The 21,479-nt window shown below is 31.0% G+C and carries 22 protein-coding genes and 1 other annotated feature; of the genes, 2 read left to right on the top strand and 20 right to left on the bottom strand.

The window, feature by feature from the left end; all coding sequences use genetic code 11:
• Positions 1-223 precede the first annotated feature (223 nt).
• Positions 224-373 (bottom strand): hypothetical protein, encoded by a 150-nt coding sequence (locus tag P7F85_RS05815; protein WP_002467422.1) that lies wholly within the window; start codon positions 371-373, stop codon positions 224-226.
• 77 nt (positions 374-450) lie between these two features.
• The gene (locus P7F85_RS05810) at positions 451-930 is read right to left on the bottom strand and encodes a DUF4930 family protein (RefSeq protein WP_002467424.1); all 480 of its coding nucleotides are present in this window, start codon (positions 928-930) and stop codon (positions 451-453) included.
• A 161-nt stretch (positions 931-1,091) separates the two neighbouring features.
• Here P7F85_RS05810 and P7F85_RS05805 point away from each other — a divergent pair, with 161 nt between their 5' ends.
• Positions 1,092-1,271 (top strand): hypothetical protein, encoded by a 180-nt coding sequence (locus tag P7F85_RS05805; RefSeq protein WP_002467420.1) that lies wholly within the window; start codon positions 1,092-1,094, stop codon positions 1,269-1,271.
• Between the two features lie 64 nt (positions 1,272-1,335).
• Here the strand turns inward: P7F85_RS05805 and P7F85_RS05800 are convergent, their stop codons facing one another.
• The 5 genes from P7F85_RS05800 to P7F85_RS05780 form a co-directional block, all read right to left on the bottom strand.
• Positions 1,336-1,617: a hypothetical protein gene (locus P7F85_RS05800; RefSeq protein WP_002467418.1), complete on the bottom strand. Its 282-nt coding sequence runs from the start codon at positions 1,615-1,617 to the stop codon at positions 1,336-1,338.
• 68 nt (positions 1,618-1,685) lie between these two features.
• On the bottom strand, positions 1,686-2,369 hold the full coding sequence (gene radC / locus P7F85_RS05795) for a RadC family protein (RefSeq protein ID WP_002467425.1): 684 nt from the start codon (positions 2,367-2,369) through the stop codon (positions 1,686-1,688).
• A complete protein-coding gene (locus P7F85_RS05790) occupies positions 2,366-3,076 on the bottom strand; it encodes a prepilin peptidase (protein ID WP_002467423.1) in 711 nt (236 codons plus the stop codon). The genes radC and P7F85_RS05790 overlap by 4 nt, the downstream gene beginning before the upstream one ends.
• 157 nt (positions 3,077-3,233) lie before the next feature.
• On the bottom strand, positions 3,234-4,499 hold the full coding sequence (locus P7F85_RS05785) for a bifunctional folylpolyglutamate synthase/dihydrofolate synthase (RefSeq protein ID WP_002467417.1): 1,266 nt from the start codon (positions 4,497-4,499) through the stop codon (positions 3,234-3,236).
• Between the two features lie 11 nt (positions 4,500-4,510).
• Entirely contained in the window at positions 4,511-7,141 is a 2,631-nt protein-coding gene (locus P7F85_RS05780) for a valine--tRNA ligase (RefSeq protein ID WP_447158576.1), read from the bottom strand.
• Between the two features lie 44 nt (positions 7,142-7,185).
• Positions 7,186-7,436: a binding site (T-box leader), on the bottom strand.
• A gap of 57 nt (positions 7,437-7,493) precedes the next feature.
• Between P7F85_RS05780 and P7F85_RS05775 the strand changes: the two genes are divergently transcribed.
• Positions 7,494-8,054 carry a DNA-3-methyladenine glycosylase I gene (locus P7F85_RS05775; RefSeq protein ID WP_002467137.1) on the top strand — a complete coding sequence of 187 codons (561 nt, stop codon included), beginning with the start codon at positions 7,494-7,496 and terminating at the stop codon, positions 8,052-8,054.
• Positions 8,055-8,130: 76 nt separating this feature from the next.
• On the opposite strand, the gene P7F85_RS05770 is transcribed toward P7F85_RS05775, so the two are convergent.
• The 13 genes from P7F85_RS05770 to rplT all read right to left on the bottom strand — a co-directional run bounded on the left by P7F85_RS05770 (position 8,131) and on the right by rplT (position 21,473).
• Positions 8,131-9,195 (bottom strand): AbrB family transcriptional regulator, encoded by a 1,065-nt coding sequence (locus P7F85_RS05770; RefSeq protein ID WP_002467135.1) that lies wholly within the window; start codon positions 9,193-9,195, stop codon positions 8,131-8,133.
• A gap of 134 nt (positions 9,196-9,329) precedes the next feature.
• Positions 9,330-10,616, bottom strand: a complete 1,287-nt coding sequence (gene hemL, locus P7F85_RS05765; RefSeq protein WP_031464006.1) for a glutamate-1-semialdehyde 2,1-aminomutase — start codon at positions 10,614-10,616, stop codon at positions 9,330-9,332.
• Positions 10,617-10,647: 31 nt separating this feature from the next.
• A complete protein-coding gene (hemB, locus tag P7F85_RS05760; RefSeq protein WP_002467140.1) occupies positions 10,648-11,622 on the bottom strand; it encodes a porphobilinogen synthase in 975 nt (324 codons plus the stop codon).
• Position 11,623: 1 nt separating this feature from the next.
• A complete protein-coding gene (locus P7F85_RS05755) occupies positions 11,624-12,292 on the bottom strand; it encodes a uroporphyrinogen-III synthase (protein ID WP_015364926.1) in 669 nt (222 codons plus the stop codon).
• Between the two features lie 21 nt (positions 12,293-12,313).
• Positions 12,314-13,240: a hydroxymethylbilane synthase gene (gene hemC, locus P7F85_RS05750; protein WP_015364925.1), complete on the bottom strand. Its 927-nt coding sequence runs from the start codon at positions 13,238-13,240 to the stop codon at positions 12,314-12,316.
• A 66-nt stretch (positions 13,241-13,306) separates the two neighbouring features.
• The gene (gene ccsA, locus P7F85_RS05745) at positions 13,307-14,119 is read right to left on the bottom strand and encodes a cytochrome c biogenesis protein (protein WP_002467200.1); all 813 of its coding nucleotides are present in this window, start codon (positions 14,117-14,119) and stop codon (positions 13,307-13,309) included.
• Between the two features lie 21 nt (positions 14,120-14,140).
• Positions 14,141-15,487, bottom strand: a complete 1,347-nt coding sequence (gene hemA / locus P7F85_RS05740; protein WP_019235945.1) for a glutamyl-tRNA reductase — start codon at positions 15,485-15,487, stop codon at positions 14,141-14,143.
• Positions 15,488-15,678: 191 nt separating this feature from the next.
• Positions 15,679-16,266, bottom strand: a complete 588-nt coding sequence (gene yihA / locus P7F85_RS05735; RefSeq protein WP_002467202.1) for a ribosome biogenesis GTP-binding protein YihA/YsxC — start codon at positions 16,264-16,266, stop codon at positions 15,679-15,681.
• 152 nt (positions 16,267-16,418) lie between these two features.
• The gene (gene clpX, locus P7F85_RS05730) at positions 16,419-17,681 is read right to left on the bottom strand and encodes an ATP-dependent Clp protease ATP-binding subunit ClpX (protein WP_002451774.1); all 1,263 of its coding nucleotides are present in this window, start codon (positions 17,679-17,681) and stop codon (positions 16,419-16,421) included.
• Between the two features lie 231 nt (positions 17,682-17,912).
• The gene (gene tig / locus P7F85_RS05725; RefSeq protein ID WP_015364922.1) at positions 17,913-19,217 is read right to left on the bottom strand and encodes a trigger factor; all 1,305 of its coding nucleotides are present in this window, start codon (positions 19,215-19,217) and stop codon (positions 17,913-17,915) included.
• A 172-nt stretch (positions 19,218-19,389) separates the two neighbouring features.
• Positions 19,390-20,310 (bottom strand): hypothetical protein, encoded by a 921-nt coding sequence (locus P7F85_RS05720; RefSeq protein ID WP_002467530.1) that lies wholly within the window; start codon positions 20,308-20,310, stop codon positions 19,390-19,392.
• A gap of 19 nt (positions 20,311-20,329) precedes the next feature.
• Entirely contained in the window at positions 20,330-20,938 is a 609-nt protein-coding gene (locus tag P7F85_RS05715) for an NUDIX domain-containing protein (protein WP_002467531.1), read from the bottom strand.
• A 178-nt stretch (positions 20,939-21,116) separates the two neighbouring features.
• Complete coding sequence (gene rplT / locus P7F85_RS05710; RefSeq protein WP_002451770.1) at positions 21,117-21,473, bottom strand: 50S ribosomal protein L20; 357 nt, start codon at positions 21,471-21,473, stop codon at positions 21,117-21,119.
• Positions 21,474-21,479: the final 6 nt, after the last annotated feature.

Here is a 21,479-nt window from a genome sequence, read left to right as displayed (position 1 = left end):
TTATAAAACTTTAAAATTTATTCTTCCTCACTATTCTATATTACTGCTGAAATGAAATAAAGCACTAACGCTTAATAAAATCATTTTATATTATAATCACTCACTATTGAAGAAAACTACCTGCATTTTAACAATTTTAATGTGTGAATCATCCACTAATATTTTGAAGAATAATTAAAAAACTACCAACTTGTCATAAGTTAGTAGTCTTAAATGTATCACGTTATTTATTCTCTTTTTGTTGTTTTTCTTGTTTTTTTCTTTCTTTTTTCTCATCTTCGCTATAAAGCGTCTCTTCTTTTCTCCAACGTGCAAATAGGTTTTGAGCTTTAGCTTGTTCGTTGGCACGCTTTTCTTTTGATTTTTCAACCATTGTCCACACCAACCTTTATCTTTTTACTCTCTATATAAAGGCTAACTTATTTGAAAAAGGATTTCAAACATGAGAAACTAATTATTTTCAAATGCCTGTTCATTTTTTAATTCAATATTTTGTCCCAACTCATGTAAATCTTGTTGCATTTCAAACTCATTATTATATACTCGAATTGAATCAGAACCGAATTTATAAATAATAAATTCATCGCCTCTTTGACCAGCTAAATATTCATCATTATATCCCATTCTTCCGATTCCTGATACTGACATAAATTCTTTTTTATTGATCATATTAAATACATTTTTGATTTGACTTGTAGGTACGTTCTTGATTATATCATTGTCTTCTATTGAATATCTTTTACCATGTTGCGGTTGTTTTGTATTATTATTTGGGTTATCCATATTTTGCTCAGTCTGATTTGGAGGATTACTAATTGGATTCCACTCTTGGTCCCTTAAAAAAGGCGCATACTTTAACGCGATATAGATAATGATTAAAATAGCTATAACTGCTATAATATTTTTTATTATACTGAATATGAACCTCATAATATATCCTCCTTTACCATTTAAGTCATTATATTAAATTATTAGTAAAAAATATATAGGTCTAAGGAAGTATCCTAGATGTACCTATAGACGGATGTATTTAACTATCAATTTGAGTATAATATTAATATGAGTTTCGTGTCGTTAGGAGGTTTTCCATAATGAGTTTATTATCGATTATATTAATTGTATTACTTGTTATTTTATTGTTTAGAGTAGGTATATCAATCATCCGCTTTTTAATATCTGCAGGTATAATACTATTATGTATTTATCTTGCTTATCAAGGCATTATTTGGTTAATGGATAACTATGATAAATTAATCGCATATATTCAATAATTTAAAAGCTATGAGAATCAATGCACAACATTGCATTAATTCCTCATAGCTTTTTTAAGTAAAATCACTTTTTAAATGTAGTAGATAAAAATCTAAAGCAAATGTAACTTAAACCTAATAAAATACCCCAAATAGCACCTACAATAATTGAACCTATTACAACTAAACCAATTGATGAATGTGAATGAGCTACTATCGTTCCGATGACAGTTGTCACTACAATACCTAATATAGACAATCCTATTGTGTATAAAAATAGTTTTATTGTCATTTTTTGATTTTTAGCATTTAATCGCATGATAAAAACAATTGGAATAAGTACCCCAATAATAAGAAATATAGTCAATTTAATGACCTCCTGGTGTCTCTTTTTATCTATTATACTATTCCATTTCTATTTATTCTAGATTTAAACTATTCATTATCAAAGTAACCACATTCTACTAAACTCGTAAACTGATTATCTCCAATAATAATATGGTCCAATACATTAATACCTAAAATCATTCCACAATCTCTTAATCTAATAGTTGTATTAATATCTTCTTCAGAAGGTGTAACATCACCAGACGGGTGATTATGAACCACTATCATTGAATTACATGATTCTTTAATTGCAACATTAAAAATTTCTCTAGGGTGAATAATAGAACTATTTAGTGTTCCTACAAAAATACATTTTTGTTTAATAACAATATTTTTGGAATTCAATAAAAGAACATAAAAATGTTCTTGTTGTAAATCTTTAAGCTTCGACATCATTAAATCTGCAACATCTGCAGGACAAGTAATTTTAATTACTTCGTGTTGAGATACACTATTTATTCGCTCCCCTATCTCAAATGCAGCTTTTAAGGTTATAGCTTTATGATAACCAATACCTTTGACTTTGATTAAATCGTTGATTGAGAACTTTTTCAATTCTTTCAACGATTTTATACCACTTAATAATTCATTTGCAATTTCAATACTAGAGCAGCCCTTTCTACCTGTATTAATAAGTATTGCTAACAATTCTGAGTTGGATAATGATGCAGCACCATTATTTACTAATCGCTCACGCGGTTTCTCTGAATTAGCCATTTCTTTGATTCTCAAAAAGGAACACCTCCAAATAGTTCGATTAAATAAGGATAAAAACTAGAAACAAAAATAAACGATAAAAAGATAAATGGAATAAGAGGGATATATTTAATGTTGTGATTAAAAAAGGTTTTAATGATTATGGTTATCAAACCACCTATCATAAAAGTGAAAAGAATAAGGTAAAACATGAAGTTCATTGATAAGAATAAAGATAGAATATTAAATAGAAGAATATCTCCATAGCCAATATAATGATTCATAAATATATAGAATAAGTGACTAATTATAAATGTAAGGATAAAAGTATTTAGGAAAATCTGAGTCGTAAATAATAAAACAGTTGTGAAGATAATTAAAAAATATAAATTAATAGAATAATCTTCTATATCATTGATTGACATAACTAATAAAAACAGAAAGGAAATTAAATAAAGTTGAGGATTAATATTGATTAGTTGGTAATAGACAAGCAAGATTGGTAGTAATGCAAGTAACTCACCTATCAAGTAACTATAGTTTAATGATTGCTTACAACATCTCGACTTACCTTTTAAAATAAGGAAGCTTATAATTGGAATTAAATCATAATATTTTAATTTACTTTGACAAAAATCACATTGGGACCTTAATATTAGGTATCTTTTATTAAAATTATCATTAGTTGAAAGCTGATATAAGAAGCTAAATAGTACTGAGGATACATATGTGTAAATCAACATGACTACTCCTTTCAAAAAGATTATATCACAATAATAAAACAAAAACATATTATCAATTTTATATAAAAATGGTTGTACCTCGATCCAAAATTAATAAAGAAGCCAAGATTTCTATAAAATTTAGAAACCTTGGCTTTATTTATATAAAAATTATATTTTAATCAAATTTTGTTTTAGATTTAACTTCGCTTATAAAATATAAGCTACCTGTAATAATTAAACCTTTTCCATCATAATTCTCTAAAAATTCTACATAATCATCTATTAGCTCAACATTATTTCTATTGATATTTTCAGCAATTTCTTCTTTTGATAAAGCTTTGGGAAAATCAAAATCGGTGATATAAAAGTGAGATGCAATGTCTTCTAATTTGTTTAACATATCACAAATTGGTTTTCCTTTAATCGCTGAGAATAAAATATCAATTTGATCACGACCATAATATTGTTTAATAGTATCAATCAAAGCATCTACACTTTCATTATTATGCGCACCATCAATAATCATTAATGGATGTTCTTTAACTTGTTCAATTCTACCGATCCAATTGACTGATTCAATACCATCAATCATTTTATTAAAATCAAGTTCTATGATTCCTGATTCATTTAATTCAATTAATGCCGTTATAGCTAATGATGCATTTTCTTTTTGATGTTCACCCAACATATTTAAAATAATTGTTTCAAGTTCGTAATCTTTATATCTATAAGTAAATTCATCATCTTGAGAAACTACAATAATTTCTCTATCAAGCTCAATAGGTGTTGCATTTTGTTCAACTGCATAGTCTCTAATATATTTTAATGCATCTTCATTTTTCACAGAATAAATTACTGGTGTATTAGGTTTAATGATATCTCCCTTGTCTTTGGCTATATCTAAATAAGTGTTGCCTAAGATGTCAGTATGATCTAAACCTATGCTCGTTAAAATAGACATAATTGGATTAAATACATTGGTTGAATCGTTTTTAATACCTAAACCCGCTTCAACAATAACAAAATCAACTGGGTGTACTTCACCAAAGTATAAAAACATCATTGTAGTAATAATTTCAAATTCAGTTGCATTGCCTAACTCTGTTTCAACTTCTAACGCTTCACTTATTGGTTTAACACGAGTAACTAACTCAATAATTTCATCATTTGAAATAGGATATCCATTTAAACTAATACGTTCATTAAAAGTTTCAATAAATGGAGATGTAAAAGTACCAACTTCATAGTTATTTTCAACCAAAGCTGCTCTTAAATATGCCACTGTCGATCCTTTTCCATTTGTACCGCCTACGTGTATGCCTTTAATACGTTGTTGTGGGTTATTTAGTTTTTCAAGCATCCATTCCACACGTTTAACGCCTGGTTTGATGCCAAACTTAGTTCTTTCATGTATCCAATACAAGCTATCTAGGTAATTCATGATACATACTCCTATGCTTTTAATTGTTCAATTCTTGCTTTTACACCATCATATTTTTCTTGGTAATGCTTTTGCTTTTCTTTTTCTTCATTAATAATTTTTTCAGGTGCTTTATTGACAAAGTTTTCATTGGCCAATTTTTTATCGACGCGATCTAATTCACTTTGTAGTTTATCTAATTCTTTTTCTAAACGTGCAATCTCTTTATCCATATCAATTAAACCTTCTAAAGGTAAGATGACTTTACCCGCTAATACAACAGACGTCATTGCTTTCTCTGGGATGTCGATATCAACATTGATTGTCAATTCACTTGGATGACAGAATCTTTCTATATAGTCAGCATTTTCTGTTAGTGTAGATTGAATATTATTATCTTTAGCCTGAATCATAATTGGAATAGCTTTAGATAGTGGTGTATTTACTTCTAATCGAGATTGTCTTATTGATTTTATAATTTCAACTAATTGTTGCATCGTTTGCTTACTATCATCAAACATGAGTTCCTCATTTACAGTTGGCCAAGATGCTTGAACAATTGTTTCTCCATCATGAGGTAAGCTTTGCCAAATTTTTTCTGTAACAAATGGCATAAATGGATGTAGCATTCTCATAATGCGATCTAACACATAACTTAATACAGAACGTGTCGTTTGTTTTTGATCTTCATCTTCGCCATTCATAGGTATCTTACTCATTTCAATATACCAATCGCAGAATTCATCCCAAATGAAATTATATAACGCTCGACCTACTTCACCAAACTCATATTTATCACTTAAATCTGTAACTGTAGCGATTGTTTCATTTAGACGCGTTAATATCCATTTATCTGCTAAAGATAAATTTCCTGATAAATCAATATCTTCAACTTTAAAGTCTTCACCAATATTCATTAAACTAAATCTTGCGGCATTCCATATTTTATTAATGAAATTCCATACTGATTCAACCTTTTCAGTTGAATAACGTAAATCTTGACCTGGTGCAGAACCTGTGGCAAGGAAGTATCTTAAACTATCTGCACCATATTCATCAATAACATCCATAGGATCTACACCATTGCCTAATGATTTACTCATTTTTCTACCGTCTTCTGCTCTAACTAAGCCATGTAACAATACATCATTAAATGGTCTACGGTCTGTGAACTCTAACCCTTGGAAAATCATACGTGCAACCCAGAAGAAAATAATGTCATAACCTGTCACTAATGCATTAGTTGGGAAATGACGTTTAAAATCTTCTGCTTCAACGTCTGGCCAACCTAAAGTTGAGAATGGCCATAATGCACTAGAAAACCAAGTATCTAAAACATCTTCATCTTGAGTCCAATTTTCAATATCTTCTGGTGCATTTTCTCCTACATAAACTTCTCCAGTTTCATTGTGATACCATGCAGGAATTTGATGGCCCCACCAAAGCTGTCTTGAAATAGTCCAATCTCTAATTTCTTCCATCCAACGATTAAATGTATTTTCAAATCGAGGTGGATAAAAATCAATACGATCATCTGTTTTTTGATTATCTAAAGCACGTTTGGCTAAAGGTTTCATTTTAACAAACCATTGTGTAGATAAATATGGTTCTACTACTGCACCAGAACGTTCAGAGTGACCAACAGAATGCATATGTTCCTCAATCTTAATGACTAAATCTTGTTCTTTTAAGTCTTCAACTAACTGTTTACGACATTCAAAACGCTCAAGGCCTTCATATTTACCAGCATGATGATTCATGTGTCCTTTTTCATCCATTACTATAATATTTTCTAATTGATGACGTTGACCAATTTCAAAGTCATTAGGGTCATGAGCTGGCGTTACTTTCATAGCACCAGAACCAAATTCGATATCTACGTATTCATCAGCTAATATTGGTAATTCTCTACCAACTATTGGTAATATAACCTTTTTGCCAATTACGTCTTTATATCTCTCGTCATTCGGGTTAACAACAATAGCTGTATCACCTAACATCGTTTCTGGACGTGTTGTAGCGATTTCAATATATCCATCCCCATCAGCATATGGGTATTTAAAGTGATAAAATGCACCTTGTACATCTTCATGAATCACTTCTATATCAGATAAAGCGGTACGAGCTTGAGGATCCCAGTTGATGATACGTTCGCCTCTATAAATAATGCCTTTGTTATAAAGGTCAACAAACACTTTTTTAACAGCTTTACTTAAACCGTCATCCAAAGTAAAACGTTCTCTACTATAATCTAATCCTAATCCTAATTTAGCCCATTGTTTACGGATGAAGCTTGCATATTCTTCTTTCCAATCCCAAGCTTGTTCTAAGAATTTTTCACGACCAATATCATGACGTGAAATACCTTGTTCATTTAGTTTAGCTTCTACTTTAGCTTGTGTAGCAATACCAGCATGATCCATACCAGGTAGATATAAAGTATCATAACCTTGCATACGCTTCATACGAGTAATAATATCTTGTAATGTTGTATCCCAAGCATGGCCTAAATGTAATTTACCTGTTACATTTGGTGGTGGAATAACGATTGTATATGTTTCTTTATTACTATCTTCTGATGGTTTGAAATAACCATTTTTTACCCATTCATCATATCTTCCCGCTTCTACTTCGCGTGGATTATATTTCGGTTTCATTTCCATAAAGTAAATCCTCCTCAAAAAAATAAAAAACACCCATCCTATATACATAGGACGGATGTTCCGTGGTACCACCTATATTCAAGAAAGTAGTTAGATTGTAAATAAATCAACCTTCTACTTTCGAGCACTCTAGAATTTGATTAACGCTCAAACACGCTTCTGCCTACTCTTTACTTCGTTCATTCAGCAAAAGGACTAAGTGGGCTACCTTCAGTAGTAATTACTATGTATTTTCACCAACCATACACTCTCTAAAAAGTAATTAAAACATACTCTTCCCAAATATTATATTCATTTACTTAATTATAGTATAATGGAAATTCACATAAGTCAATCTATTAGGAGGAATTTTATGAACCCTTGTGCCTTCGGTACCAAAGATCCAATTTATATAGAATATCATGATCAAGTTTGGGGTCAACCTATGTATGATAGTAAAGATTTATTTAAACTATTGGCATTAGAATCTCAACATGCTGGTCTATCTTGGCTTACGATACTAAAGAAGAAATCCGCTTATGAAGAGGCATTTTATCAATTCGATCCTAAAAAGGTAGCGGCAATGACCGATCAAGATGTCGACAACTTAATGACATTTCCCAATATTGTTCATCATAGAAAGAAATTAGAAGCTATTATTGCACAAGCGAAAGGTTATTTAGAAATTGAGAAGGATTACGGTAGCTTTAGTACGTTTTTATGGTCTTATGTGAATGGTAAACCCATCGACATGGGATATGTAAAGCCTGAAGATCGTATTACGGTTGATGATCGTGCTAAAGCATTGTCCAAAGATTTAAAAAAGTATGGTTTTAAATTCCTAGGTCCAGTAACAGTATTTTCATTTTTAGAGGCAGCTGGATTATATGATTCACATTTGCAAGATTGTCCTCAAAAACCTAAACATGATTAAACTTTAAAGACGTATATCTTAGCTTACAAAATAAGCTTTTGATATACGCCTTTTTTATTAATTCTATTAAACTTTTTTACGATCGCTTTGATCTATATTTCAAGAAATAATTAATTAATGGAGCGATTAAAAATAATATAAAGAAGATTCTAAATATATGATAACTAGATATCATAGCCACATCTGCTCCTGTTTCAATTGCAACTAATACAATTTGGCTCATGCCTCCTGGCGCTGCACCTAAAAACAACTCATTGATTGAATCATGTGTAAAGAAATGTAAGATACAAACCATTATGAAAGCACTTAATATAAGCATAATATTTTGAAACGCAATCGCTACGGCTATTCTACCTTTCAAGTCTGAAAGCAAACGAGCTATTTGTAGGCCTATTCGAATCATATACACCACTTGTGCTGTTGCTAGTAACCAATTATCTAATGCAAATGTCACATCAGTCGTAATATTCCAGATGATTAGAACCACAATTGGTGCCAATAATTGTTTTGTTGGAAAATTTATCTTAGCCATTATCCAATAAACTACAACGATTGCCAATACAATAAATATAAATTGCCAAATATTTAAAACATCAGTTAAAGGTTTTGCTTTAACTATAGTTTCTCCACTACTTTGATTATTTTGGAAAAAATATGAAATTAATGGCACTAAAATCACAACGAATATAATTCTAGATGTTTGTGTTAAACTCACAACTAAAATATTAGCATTTTTATCTTCCTCTGCCATAACTAACATTTGGCTTAAAGCACCAGGTATTACACTTAGAATGGCTGTTTCGGTATTTACGTCTGCTATTTTCTTAAATAATAATGCGATTAAAAGTGCTAACACGAGCAAAAGAACTGAAACAAGAATAATTGTTAACCAACTTGCTTGAATATCTTTTATAACAGTTCTAGTAAATGTAGTTCCTATTTGAACACCTAAACAAATCAGACCAATTTGGCTAATCCAAAACGGCCATTTAATATCTAATTTAAGTACTTTTATACATAAAATAGCTGCTATAATGGGGCCAAACATAAAAGGTAATAATATATGTGATATCTTTAATAGCAAACTTATGATAATGGATAATGCTAATATAATTAGGTTATTTCTATTTATTATCTTCATACGCACACTACCTTTTATAAATGTGTGAAATGGTAAAAACTCAGTTATTTCAAACATACTCATTCAAATAATTTCATTATATATTAATAGCCTGGGTATAATATCCCAGGCTAAAAATGTAATTAATTTTCCTTTTATTTTACAATACGACTTAATGAATTATCAAATGCTTGTATTGTTTTTTCAATATCTTCTTTAGTATGTGCTGTTGATAAGAAAGTCCCTTCAAATTGAGATGGTGGCAGGAATACACCTTCTTTTGCCATTTCTCTATACATCTCACTAAATAATTTCAAATCACTTTTATTGGCTTGTTCAAAATTAGTCACAGGACCTTCATTTAAGAAATAACCTATCATTGATCCAGCTCTATTTACTGTTATAGGTACCTGATGCTTAGCAAAGACTTCTTTAAGCCCTTTTTCAAGTAAATCTCCTAGTTCATTAAAATAGTCATATGATTCAGGTGTTAATTGACTTAGTGTTTCATAACCACTTGTCATTGCTAATGGATTACCTGATAAAGTACCTGCTTGATAAATATTTCCTACTGGTGCGATGTGATCCATGATCTCTTTTTTACCACCAAACGCTCCGACAGGTAAACCTCCACCTATAACTTTACCTAAACAAGTTAAATCTGGTGTCACTCCAAAATAGCCCTGCGCACAGTTATAACCAACTCTAAAACCAGTCATAACTTCATCAAATATTAACAATGAACCATATTCATTAGTAATATCTCTTAATCCTTGTAAAAAGCCTTCTACGGGAGGAACTACACCCATATTACCAGCAACTGGTTCAACTATAACTCCAGAAATATCATCCCCATATTTTTCAAATGCTAGACGTAATGAATCTAAATCATTATATGGTACAGTAATGGTATTTTTTGCAATACCTTCTGGTACACCTGGTGAATCGGGTAAACCTAATGTTGCTACTCCAGATCCAGCCTTAATTAATAATGAGTCACTATGACCGTGATAACAACCTTCAAATTTAACAATTTTATTGCGTCCAGTATAACCGCGCGCTAATCTTAATGTATCTAATGTAGCTTCCGTACCTGAAGATACCATCCTAACTTTCTCAATAGAAGGTACTCTATCAATAACCAATTGAGCTAGTTTATTTTCTTGTAGTGTAGAAGCACCAAAACTAGTGCCGTTATCTACTGCTTTGTGAAGATTTTCGATAACTTGTTTATTTTTATGACCTAAAATAAGCGGTCCCCAACTTAAAACATAATCAATGTATTCATTACCGTCAATATCATATATTTTCGAACCTTCTGCATGATCCATAAAAATTGCAGGTGTATCCACAGATTTAAAAGCACGCACTGGACTATTTACACCGCCAGGCATTAAATCTTCAGCAATTTCCATTGCTTTTATTGATTTTTCATATCCCATAAATGTTGCCTCCTCATAATTAATCTCTTTGTTATTTATCTAGATATTGACAAATATCTTTAGCAAAATAAGTAATAATCATATCTGCTCCAGCACGTTTCATTGAAACCATTTGTTCCATAACAATCTTTTCTTCATCGATCCATCCATTTAAGGCAGCGGCTTTAGTCATACTATATTCGCCACTTACATTGTATGCAACAACAGGCACATTAGTATGATTTTTAACATCTCTAACTATATCTAAATAACTTAAAGCAGGTTTAACAATCATCATGTCACATCCCTCTTTTAAGTCACTTTCAAGTTCTCTCAATGCCTCTAAACGATTAGCAGGATCCATTTGATATGTTTTACGGTCGCCAAATGAAGGGGCTGAATCAGCAGCGTCTCTGAATGGTCCAAAGAAACTTGATGCATATTTAATACCATAACTCATAATTGGTACATTTTGATAACCAGCATCATCTAGTCCTTGTCTAATTTCAGCAACAAATCCATCCATCATATTACTTGGTGCAATAATATCTGCACCCGCCTCAACTTGAGAAATTGCAGTTTTAACAAGTAATGGTAATGATTTATCATTGTCTACATCATGTGTGTGATCGTCAATGACACCGCAATGCCCGTGATCTGTATATTCACATAGACATGTATCAGCAACAATTAATAAGTCACTATACATTTTTTTAGCAATACGTGTTGCTTCTTGTACAACGCCATTATGATCATATGCACCAGAACCAACATCATCTTTATCGTTTGGCACACCAAAGAACATAATTGCTCTAATACCTAGGTCATACGCTTCTTTTATTTCTTCGTGTAATAAATTTAAACTGATTTGATATACACCTGGTAATGACTTAATTTCAGTTTTAATATCATCTTTTTCAACTACAAAAATTGGGTAAATTAAATCTTCTTTTCTTACATGTGTTTCGCGAACCATATCTCTCATTGTTTGAGAAGAACGTAGTCTTCTATGTCTATCAAATTTCATTTTAGTCCCTACTTTCTACTACTTTATCTATCAATGCCTCTAAAGTTTGTTTATCTGCAACAATGACTGGTTGATTATATGAATGTATCGTATTTGCCGTTTGCTTGCCAATTGCAAAATAGTGATCAAACTTAGGTATTGGGTCTTCATTAAAATAATAACGTACTGAAGATGAACTTGAAAATGTTAAAGCATCAATTTCTTGATTAAAAATTAATGATTTAACTTCATTTATATGTTGATAATGTGGTACTGGCTCGTACAAATCAATTTTAACAACATCATTATTTCGAGCTAATGTTTCTTTTAATAATGGACGTGCTTGTTTACTAGAAGGTATGAGGATATTTTGATTATATTTTTGAAATTCACTAATTAATCCTTCTTGTGAGTAATCCTGTGGAATTAAATCTACAGGGATTTTTAATTCACGACAATATTGAGCAGTTTTTACACCAACAACTGCGATTTTTTTGTAATTTACCAAATATAGATAAGGCAAAAAATATTTAACTGCATTTTTAGACGAAAAAATAAGCCAGTCATAGTTATCTTTTAACAAACGCAAATCAAATTCAAGTGGTTTTATATCTATAAATGGTTTGTGAATAATTGTAACCAAATCACTTTGAATTTCACTTGTTTGTGTCATAACTACAACTGGTTTCATTTTAAAAAGTCACCTCGAAGATTATTGTTCTTCATTTAATTTTCTAATAATTTCATAAGCGCCTTGTTCTTTTAGAACACGACTCACTTCTTTACCTAATTCTGTTGGAGATTCGCCAATAGCTGTATGTTCATATCGTTCTGTACCGTCAGGTGTCATAATTAGCCCAGTAAATTCAATTTGTTGTTGGCTATTAATAGTTGCATATCCACCAATTGGTACTTGGCAACTTCCATCCATTTCGGCTAAAAATGTTCTTTCTGCAGTAACGCATTTTTCAACATCTTTATTATGAACTTCTTGCAATAGGTCTAATAATTCTTTATCATCACTTCTGCACTCAATGCCAAGTGCACCTTGACCAATAGCTGGAAGTAAAACATCTTTATCTAAATAGGTTGTTACAATATCGTCAGACCAACCCATTCGTCTTAAACCAGCTGCTGCTAAAATAATGGCATCATAGTCTTCTGTTTCAAGCTTTTGTAATCTCGTATCAATATTACCTCGTATCCATTTGATTTCTAAATGAGGATACTTAGATAAAATTTGAGCCCCTCTTCTTAAAGAGCTTGTTCCAATAATACTGCCTTCAGGTAATTCTCTTAAAGGTGTATGATTTTTGGAAATATAAGCATCAAAAGGAACCTCTCTATCAGGAATACAACCCAATGTTAGTCCTTCAGGTATCACACTAGGTACATCTTTTAAAGAATGAATAGCCATATCAATTTGTTTTTCAAACAATTCGTTTTGAATTTCTTTAACAAATAAACCTTTTCCGCCGACTTTAGATAATTGCTTATCTACTATTCGATCGCCTTTCGTAACTATTTCTTTAATCTCAATATCCAATTCTGGACGTACCTGTTTCAATTTATCAATAAATTGTTGGCTCTGAGTTAAAGCTAGTTTACTTCTTCTTGATCCAACTACTAACTTGCGCATGTTCTGCTGCCTCCTAGAAAAACACTCGTTCTCTTATCCAACCTATAAATAATTTTACAAGCCATTTTACGAAAAATGGGTAGTGAAAAATAGGTTGAACATACATAAACAGAATAAAATAATATTAAAATATATTAGGTTCTTTTGATTGATAATCTTTTTCACTCTAAATATTAAATAAATACCATACAATAACGTAATGACGGTAGAAAAAATAACCTTAGGATCAATAAATATGCGCTGACCTACTGAAAATACACCCCATTGTGCACCTAGAATAATACTAAAAATTAGTATAATCCATCCTGCCAAAGTGGTAAAAAAAACAATAGCTTCTAAAGTAGCTACGCTAGCTATTCTAAAATATTTCTGATCAAAATTCTTCTCTTTTAAATTACGATATTGAATGATATAAAGTAAACAATTTACGAATGCTAAAGCAAAGAATGCATAGCTCAAAATTGCTAAACCAATATGGACAAGTAACAATTCATTAATAACTGCCACTTGTTGTACTTGGCTATGATAACGGTCAGGTTGAAATGTGTTCATTGCCATTAATACAAAACCAATTAAATTTAAAAAGAACACAGAAAAATTCAAAGTTTTTATCACATTCAAAATGAGTGATAAAGATATAATAATCCATGTCAGTGAGAAAAATACATCAAATAGCGATCCTAATGGTGCGTGTTTCGTTTGTATAATAAAAACAGATAAAGAGATTGTTTGTAAAACCCAAACAATCCCCAATGTATATATACCCAAAACTCTAATTTGATGACTTTTACGCACAAAATCTAGAAAATAGCAAACAATGCTAATTAGATAAATGATTAATATTATTTCATGAAATCGAATAAACAGGTTTTCTTGCATATCATCACCATATTAATATGCTTATTCAAAACTAAAAATTCGACGTGCTGAAATTTCCTTAGCTTTATTTTCTTTGTGTTGTCTCGCTTGTTCATAAGGGTTATCAGCTTCTATGTCAAAAATGCTTTGAAAGAGCTCTAATTTTTCGTTACTTTTCTTATCACTACTTAATTCTTTAGCCTGCTTAATAGGGTCTTTTAACATTTGATTGATTATACTTTTAGTATGTTTAGAAATAATCTTTCTTTCTCTCTCTGATAAATCTGGTAATTTTCTATCAATACTATCCATTGTTTCAGATTGAATATTCATTGCTTTTTCACGTAAAGCTCTAATGACTGGTACAACACCTAACATATTTACCCAATCATTATGAGTATCTATTTCACTAGGTATTTGATCAGCAATTGTTTGTGCTGCTAATTGACGCTCTCTTAAATTCGCATCAACCAAACCTTTCAAGTCATCAACATCGTAATTAAATATATTGTTGATTGCATCAATACCAGGCTCAATATCTCTTGGAACTGCAATATCAACTAATAATAAAGCGTCTAATTTTCGTTGATTAGCTATAGATTCAACTAAATCATTAGTAATAATATACGACTCTGAACTTGTAGAACTAATTACAATATCAGCTTGTTGTAATAAAACTGGTAATGCATCTAGTGAATCAAATTTAACTTGATGTTTTTCAGCTAATACTTTAGCTTTACCTACTGTTCTATTAACAATTGTTATATTTGTAATACCTGACCCTAACAGATTTAAGAGTGATAATTCACTCATTTCCCCTGCACCAATAATGACAGCTTGTTTATATTTTAGTTTTCCGAATACCTTTTTAGCTAATTCAACTGCAGCATATGAAACACTAACTGCATTATCTGCAATATCTGTTTCACTATGTGCTCTTTTAGCAAAAGTAATTGCCTGTTTAAATAAATGATTAAAGATAGTACCAGTTGTACCCGTTTCTTGAGCTAAGAAAAATGCGTCGCGCATTTGCCCAAGTATTTGTGTTTCTCCAAGTACAATGGAATCTAAACCAGAAGTGACGCGCAATAGATGTTCTACAGCTTCGTCCCCCACTTTGACTTCTGACATGTCTTTAATGTCATCTACTTCAAATCCAAATTTACGTGCTAAAAATCTTTGAACGTAATAACGTCCGGTATGAATTTGATCAACAACGGCGTATACTTCGGTACGATTACATGTAGATAAGATGACGTTTTCTAAGATGGCTTTAGTTTCATATAAATCTTCATGGGCTAATCGTAAGGCATCATCTCTAAAAGCAACTTGCTCTCTTAGTGCTACATTAGCAGTTCGATGATTTATGCTTATTGCAATAAAATGCATTTATAACGCCCTCCATATACTTACAATAACCTTAGTATAACACATTTGCATTGATTATTAAGTTCATTGCTCAAATAAATTAGAAAGATTCTAATCTAACTTCAATTTTTTGTCAAATTTGTTAAATTTGAATTTATATATGAAGATTTAGTCTAGAATATCAGAAAAATTATTATGAATAATTAAAATGATTATAAATAAGACTCTATCAAATCCCATATTTGTTGTTGTTTATTATTTTTTATAGAAGAATAGCTAACTATAGTATCTCCTTCTTCTAAATCTAATTTGTTTTTGATATTATTTAAATGCTTTTGTACTTTCCCTTTTGGTATTTTATCTTCTTTGGTACAAATGATTAAAGTTGGAATATCAAAATGTTTTAAATAATTATACATAAGTACATCATCTTCAGTTGGATTATGTCTCAAATCAACGAGTTGAATGACCAATTGTAATTTTTGACGTGTTGTTAAATACTCTTCGATCATTTTTCCAAACTTTTCTCGTTGAACTTTACTTACTTTAGCATAACCATAACCTGGTACATCTACAAATACTAATTGGTCATCAATATTAAAGAAATTCAACGTCTGTGTTTTACCCGGTTGTTGTGAAGTACGAGCCATGTTTTTTCGCCCAATCATACTATTGATAAATGATGATTTACCAACATTTGAACGACCACTTAATGCTACTTCAGGTACATCTGTTTCTGGATATTGTGCTTCTTGTACAGCACTTATAATTAAATCTATATTATTAGGATTAATTTTCATTGGTGATCCTCACTTTTCTTATTTCTCACATTAACACTTTACCATTACTTTTATCTCTATGTCATCCTAGTTTTAAGAAATACAAATGTTGAATGATAAATACATAAAAAAAGAGCCACAATAACATGTGGCTCTGTACCATAAATATTAAATTATGCAGATGTTTTACTATCATTGATTAAATTACCTTCTGAATCATATAATTCAGGTTCGACTTCATCATTGATCGTTTGTTCTGTAATCACTACCTTAGTTACATCTTCTGATGAAGGTACATCATACATTATATCAATTAGCGCTTCTTCAATAATAGAACGAAGTCCTCTAGCACCTGTCTTACGTGCAATAGCTTTTTCACTAATAGCAGACAATGCTTCCTCACTAAATACTAACTCGACGTTATCGAGTTCTAACATTTTAGTATATTGTTTAACTAGCGCATTTTTAGGTTGCGTTAAAATATTTTTAAGCGCATCTACATCTAAAGTTTCTAAATTAGCAACAATTGGTACACGTCCAATAAACTCAGGAATCAATCCGTAAGATTGTAAATCTTCTGGTCTAATTTGCTCTAATAACGCTTCTTCATCATATTTATCAGCTTCATTACTAGCGAAACCAATGACTTTCTCACCTAAACGACGTTTGATAACTTCATCAATTCCATCAAAGGCACCACCAAGGATGAATAAAATATTTGTTGTATCAATTTGTATCAATTCTTGGTTTGGATGTTTACGTCCACCTTGAGGAGGCACACTTGCAGTAGTACCTTCTAATATTTTAAGTAATGCTTGTTGCACACCTTCACCTGAAACATCACGTGTTATAGATGTATTTTCAGATTTTCTTGCAATCTTATCAATTTCATCTACATAAATAATACCTTTTTCAGCTTTATCAATATCAAAATCTGCCGCTTGAATTAAACGTAATAAGATATTTTCTACGTCATCACCAACATAGCCAGCTTCTGTTAAACTTGTAGCATCTGCGATTGCAAATGGTACATTTAATGTTTTAGCTAATGTTTGTGCTAATAATGTCTTACCACTACCTGTTGGTCCGATTAATGCAATGTTACTTTTTTGTAATTCTACATCATCTTCATTAGGACCTAATTGTTGAATACGTTTATAGTGATTATAAACAGCTACAGATAAAGCTTTTTTAGCTTTTTCTTGACCGATAACATATTCATTCAAATGATCCATAATTTCTTTAGGAGTTGGTAATTCAGTTAATTCCTCTGAAGAATTTTGTGCTAACTCTTCTTCAACGATTTCTGAGCATAATTCAATACACTCATTACAAATATATACGCCACTTCCTGCAACTAATTTCTTAACTTGATCTTGATCTTTACCACAGAAAGAGCATTTTAAATTTTCTTCATCTTCATTGAATTTGAACATTCTTTTTTACACCCCTATTCCATAAAGACTATACTAGATAGCATTCTATAATGCAACATAATAACATTTCAATTGATTTGCTTGAAAATAGGAAGGAGTGGGACTGAATTCAAACTATAACAGATTGAACTCATGGCCCCACCCCACAAGATAATATATCTTATTCATCCTACCTATCAATGTTATTAAAACAATACAATATCAAATTGAATATCGCTTAATAGAATAGTATTAGTCTTCTTTGCTACCTTCTACTAATTTAGCATTGTCTTTTAATAAATCGATAACTTTTTGGATGCGAACATCATTTTTAACGATATCAGTATTACCTAATGTGTTTTTGATATCTTCAACTGAAATGTTGAATTGTTCACTCATTTTTTCAAGTTCTTTATCAATATCTTCGTCTGAAACTTCGATATTTTCAGCATCAGCAATAGCAGTTAATGTTAAGTTTGTTTTAACACGTTGTTCTGCATCGTCTTTCATTTGTTCTCTTAATTGAGACTCATCTTGTCCAGAAATTTGGAAATATGTTTGTAAATCTAACCCTTGTTGTTGGATTCTTTGACCAAATTCTTGAACCATACGATCTAATTCAGTATCGATCATTGCTTGAGGAATGTCGATTGTAGCATTGTCTGTTGCTTTTTTAATTGCTTCTTCTTTTTCAGTGTTTTCAGCTTCAGTCGCTTTTTGTTCAGCAAGACGTTTACGTAAGTTTTCTTTATATTCATCAACTGAATTAGCTTCTGCATCTAACTCATTAGCAATTTCATCATTTAATTCTGGAACATCTTTATATTTGATTTCATTTACTTTTGTTTTGAAAGTAGCTTCTTTTCCAGCTAATTCTTCAGCATGATACTCTTCTGGGAATGTAACAACAACGTCTTTTTCTTCTCCAGTTTTCATGCCTTCTAATTGTTCTTCAAAACCTGGGATGAATGAACCTGAACCAACTTCTAAGTCGTAACCTTCAGCTTGTCCACCTTCGAATTCTTCACCATCAACTGAACCACTGAAATCAATATTAACTGTGTCGCCATTTTCAACAGCGCCGTCTTCTTTTTTGACTACCATTTCAGCCATGTGGCCTAAACTATGGTTAATTGATTCTTCTAATTCTTCATCTGTTAGTTCAGAATCTTGTTTTTCAATTTCTAAACCTTTGTAGTCACCTAATTTAACTTCTGGTTCAACAGTTACAGTAGCTTCAAAAATGAAATCTTTACCTTTTTCAATTTGAGTTACGTTAACTTCTGGTTGAGCAACTGGATTAATACCAGTTTCATCAATAGCTTCACCGTAAGCTTCTGGTAATAAAATGTCTACTGCATCTTGATATAATGCTTCAACGCCAAAGCGTTGTTCAAAAATTGGACGAGGCACTTTACCTTTACGGAATCCAGGTACATTAATTTGTTTAACTACTTTTTTAAATGCTTGATCTAATGCTTTATCTACTTTTTCTGATGGAACAGTAACAGTTAATAATCCTTCGTTACCTTCCTTTTTTTCCCAAGTTGCTGTCATGTATAAATACCTCCATGAATAACTATTTTATTTTTTCAACTTCCCTATTATAGCATAGGTCATTTGTGTACACAAACATTGAAATTGCAACGTTTGCGAAATTATTTATTACTAATTTCAATTAAAATTTACGTTAAACGATTTATGCATTATTTGCAAGAAATTGGGGTTATCATTGCTTATCTAATTGATAGATATATGATAAAATTTCTTGTTTCGCAATACTATCATCTATACCTAACATTGATTTAAAATAAACATCATACGCGACAATCCAATCTTCTATTGGAAATAGCGTTTCAATATTAAGGGGATATAGCAATATAGAATGATTATTCATGATATGGCTTGCTTCATCAACAATATGTATGGCGCCATTTTCAAGATTCTCAATCACTTTTGGCAATACAATCGATTTTAAAGTCGTGTGTTCTAGCCCACTTAAATCTTTAGGAATAATGTCAACTGTTGTACCATATTTGGTAATTGTGACGCTAGTTTCAGACTGTGCAAATCTTAAGTATTCTAACATCAAACTTATAATGTTATTTTCTACATTAGCATGACTTAATAAATAATGAATTGTTTCTTTGAAATCATAATGCCCATTATCGATGAGTTGAAGTAGAACATGCGTTTGTTCTCTTGTATTTAATTGATTGAATTGAGCTAATGAATGAGTCAATTGTTCTCGATTTGAATCTAGTTTAGATTGTGCGTATTCTTTTAACGGGAATAATTCCATTCTGGTTTTATGATCTCGTACTTCATCAATAATTTGATTAATCACTTCTACTGATTCATAGTACTGTTCTAAGCCATTTAAACTTTTAACATAAAATATCATTAACTCATCGTACTTGTTTAAACCTTGTTTAAGCAAAATGATAGCTTCTTCTCTCAATTCCAAAAATGCTCCCATTTGATATAGCATATCGCACTTTTTAATTGAGAGTGCTTCATCTAACTCAAACTGGCTTTCAAATTGTTCAAATAATTCATACATTTTGTCAAAGTCTTGTTTTAATTCAGCTTTTCTAATATCTTCTTTTAGCTTTTTCTCAGATAATGGGAATGGGATGATATCTGACATTTAATTTGCACCTCAATTATTATAAATCTTGAAGAATTAATGCACTCCATGTCTCAAAGTCATCGTATGATTCTATTTTCCCTTTTTCAATCCATTTGATTCTTAGCGTATCCGTTTCTTTAGCTTCTACATCATTTGAATTGACTGTTATTTTAAATACTACACCCATATGAACTTTACCTACTTCATTATTGTCATCATTGATAAAACCTAGGTATTCCATATTTTGAGAATCTTCAGTAGGCAAACCTACTTCTTCTTCTAATTCTCTTTGGGCATTTACTCTCAGTACTTCATTAATTGAATCTGCCCCTACTACATCATTCATGTGTCCACCGACGCCAATCGAAGATTGTCCGTGCAATCTTTCTTCACCGCCGCCAGAAAGACGTTCATAAACAAGAATTTCACCATTTTGATTTTCTAATAAACAATATGAAATAAGTTGTTTAAAACCTGGATCCTCTTCCATGTCTCCTCTACGTTTCACATCATACTGTCTTAATGAATTAAAAATATTATTACCTTTTTCATCATTTTTTGATAAAAATCCATTGAATGCATTCTTTTCATTATCGAAAAGCGTTGTTCTTGGCACTACTATAATTTGCTCATCAAATTTAGACATATTAAACTCCTTTATATTTTCTTTATGATATTATTCTATCAAACTTATTTTTGATTCGCGATGATTAACGTATCTTCTTAATTTATATCAATGCTTAAACAATTTTATATTTAAATAGAAAGATATATAAATAAAAGCTGAGACATCATATAAATGTCTCAGCTTTTATGAGTTAAGCTTATTTTAAAGCGTCTTTAGCTTTTGATACTAATTCACCGAATGCTTTATCGTCTGAAATAGCTATTTCAGATAACATTTTACGGTTGATATCGATGTCAGCTTTTTTCAATCCGTTCATTAAACGTGAATAGCTGATATCATGTTTACGTGCTGCTGCATTAATACGTGTAATCCATAATTTACGGAAATCACGTTTACGTTGACGACGGTCACGGAATGCGTATTGACCTGATTTCATTACTTGTTGTTTTGCTACTTTATATAATGTATGTTTTGAACCGAAGTAACCTTTAGCTAATTTAATCGTTTTTTTACGACGTGCTCTTGTTACTGTTCCACCTTTTACTCGTGGCATATTAAA

This window comes from Staphylococcus sp. aM (genome assembly GCF_052975125.1).
Note: the sequence above shows the minus strand (reverse complement) of the source record. Positions and strands in the feature narration are given on the sequence as shown.

Bases quoted from the DNA above. Each gene is read 5' to 3' on its own strand.
- P7F85_RS05815 (WP_002467422.1), bottom strand. From the start codon at position 373: ATGGTTGAAAAATCAAAAGAAAAGCGTGCCAACGAACAAGCTAAAGCT.
- P7F85_RS05810 (WP_002467424.1), bottom strand. From the start codon at position 930: ATGAGGTTCATATTCAGTATAATAAAAAATATTATAGCAGTTATAGCT.
- P7F85_RS05805 (WP_002467420.1), top strand. From the start codon at position 1,092: ATGAGTTTATTATCGATTATATTAATTGTATTACTTGTTATTTTATTG.
- P7F85_RS05790 (WP_002467423.1), bottom strand. From the start codon at position 3,076: ATGTTGATTTACACATATGTATCCTCAGTACTATTTAGCTTCTTATAT.
- P7F85_RS05785 (WP_002467417.1), bottom strand. From the start codon at position 4,499: ATGAATTACCTAGATAGCTTGTATTGGATACATGAAAGAACTAAGTTT.
- P7F85_RS05780 (WP_447158576.1), bottom strand. From the start codon at position 7,141: ATGGAAATGAAACCGAAATATAATCCACGCGAAGTAGAAGCGGGAAGA.
- P7F85_RS05775 (WP_002467137.1), top strand. From the start codon at position 7,494: ATGAACCCTTGTGCCTTCGGTACCAAAGATCCAATTTATATAGAATAT.
- P7F85_RS05770 (WP_002467135.1), bottom strand. From the start codon at position 9,195: ATGAAGATAATAAATAGAAATAACCTAATTATATTAGCATTATCCATT.
- hemL (WP_031464006.1), bottom strand. From the start codon at position 10,616: ATGGGATATGAAAAATCAATAAAAGCAATGGAAATTGCTGAAGATTTA.
- hemB (WP_002467140.1), bottom strand. From the start codon at position 11,622: ATGAAATTTGATAGACATAGAAGACTACGTTCTTCTCAAACAATGAGA.
- P7F85_RS05755 (WP_015364926.1), bottom strand. From the start codon at position 12,292: ATGAAACCAGTTGTAGTTATGACACAAACAAGTGAAATTCAAAGTGAT.
- hemC (WP_015364925.1), bottom strand. From the start codon at position 13,240: ATGCGCAAGTTAGTAGTTGGATCAAGAAGAAGTAAACTAGCTTTAACT.
- ccsA (WP_002467200.1), bottom strand. From the start codon at position 14,119: ATGCAAGAAAACCTGTTTATTCGATTTCATGAAATAATATTAATCATT.
- hemA (WP_019235945.1), bottom strand. From the start codon at position 15,487: ATGCATTTTATTGCAATAAGCATAAATCATCGAACTGCTAATGTAGCA.
- yihA (WP_002467202.1), bottom strand. From the start codon at position 16,266: ATGAAAATTAATCCTAATAATATAGATTTAATTATAAGTGCTGTACAA.
- clpX (WP_002451774.1), bottom strand. From the start codon at position 17,681: ATGTTCAAATTCAATGAAGATGAAGAAAATTTAAAATGCTCTTTCTGT.
- tig (WP_015364922.1), bottom strand. From the start codon at position 19,217: ATGACAGCAACTTGGGAAAAAAAGGAAGGTAACGAAGGATTATTAACT.
- P7F85_RS05720 (WP_002467530.1), bottom strand. From the start codon at position 20,310: ATGTCAGATATCATCCCATTCCCATTATCTGAGAAAAAGCTAAAAGAA.
- P7F85_RS05715 (WP_002467531.1), bottom strand. From the start codon at position 20,938: ATGTCTAAATTTGATGAGCAAATTATAGTAGTGCCAAGAACAACGCTT.
- rplT (WP_002451770.1), bottom strand. From the start codon at position 21,473: ATGCCACGAGTAAAAGGTGGAACAGTAACAAGAGCACGTCGTAAAAAA.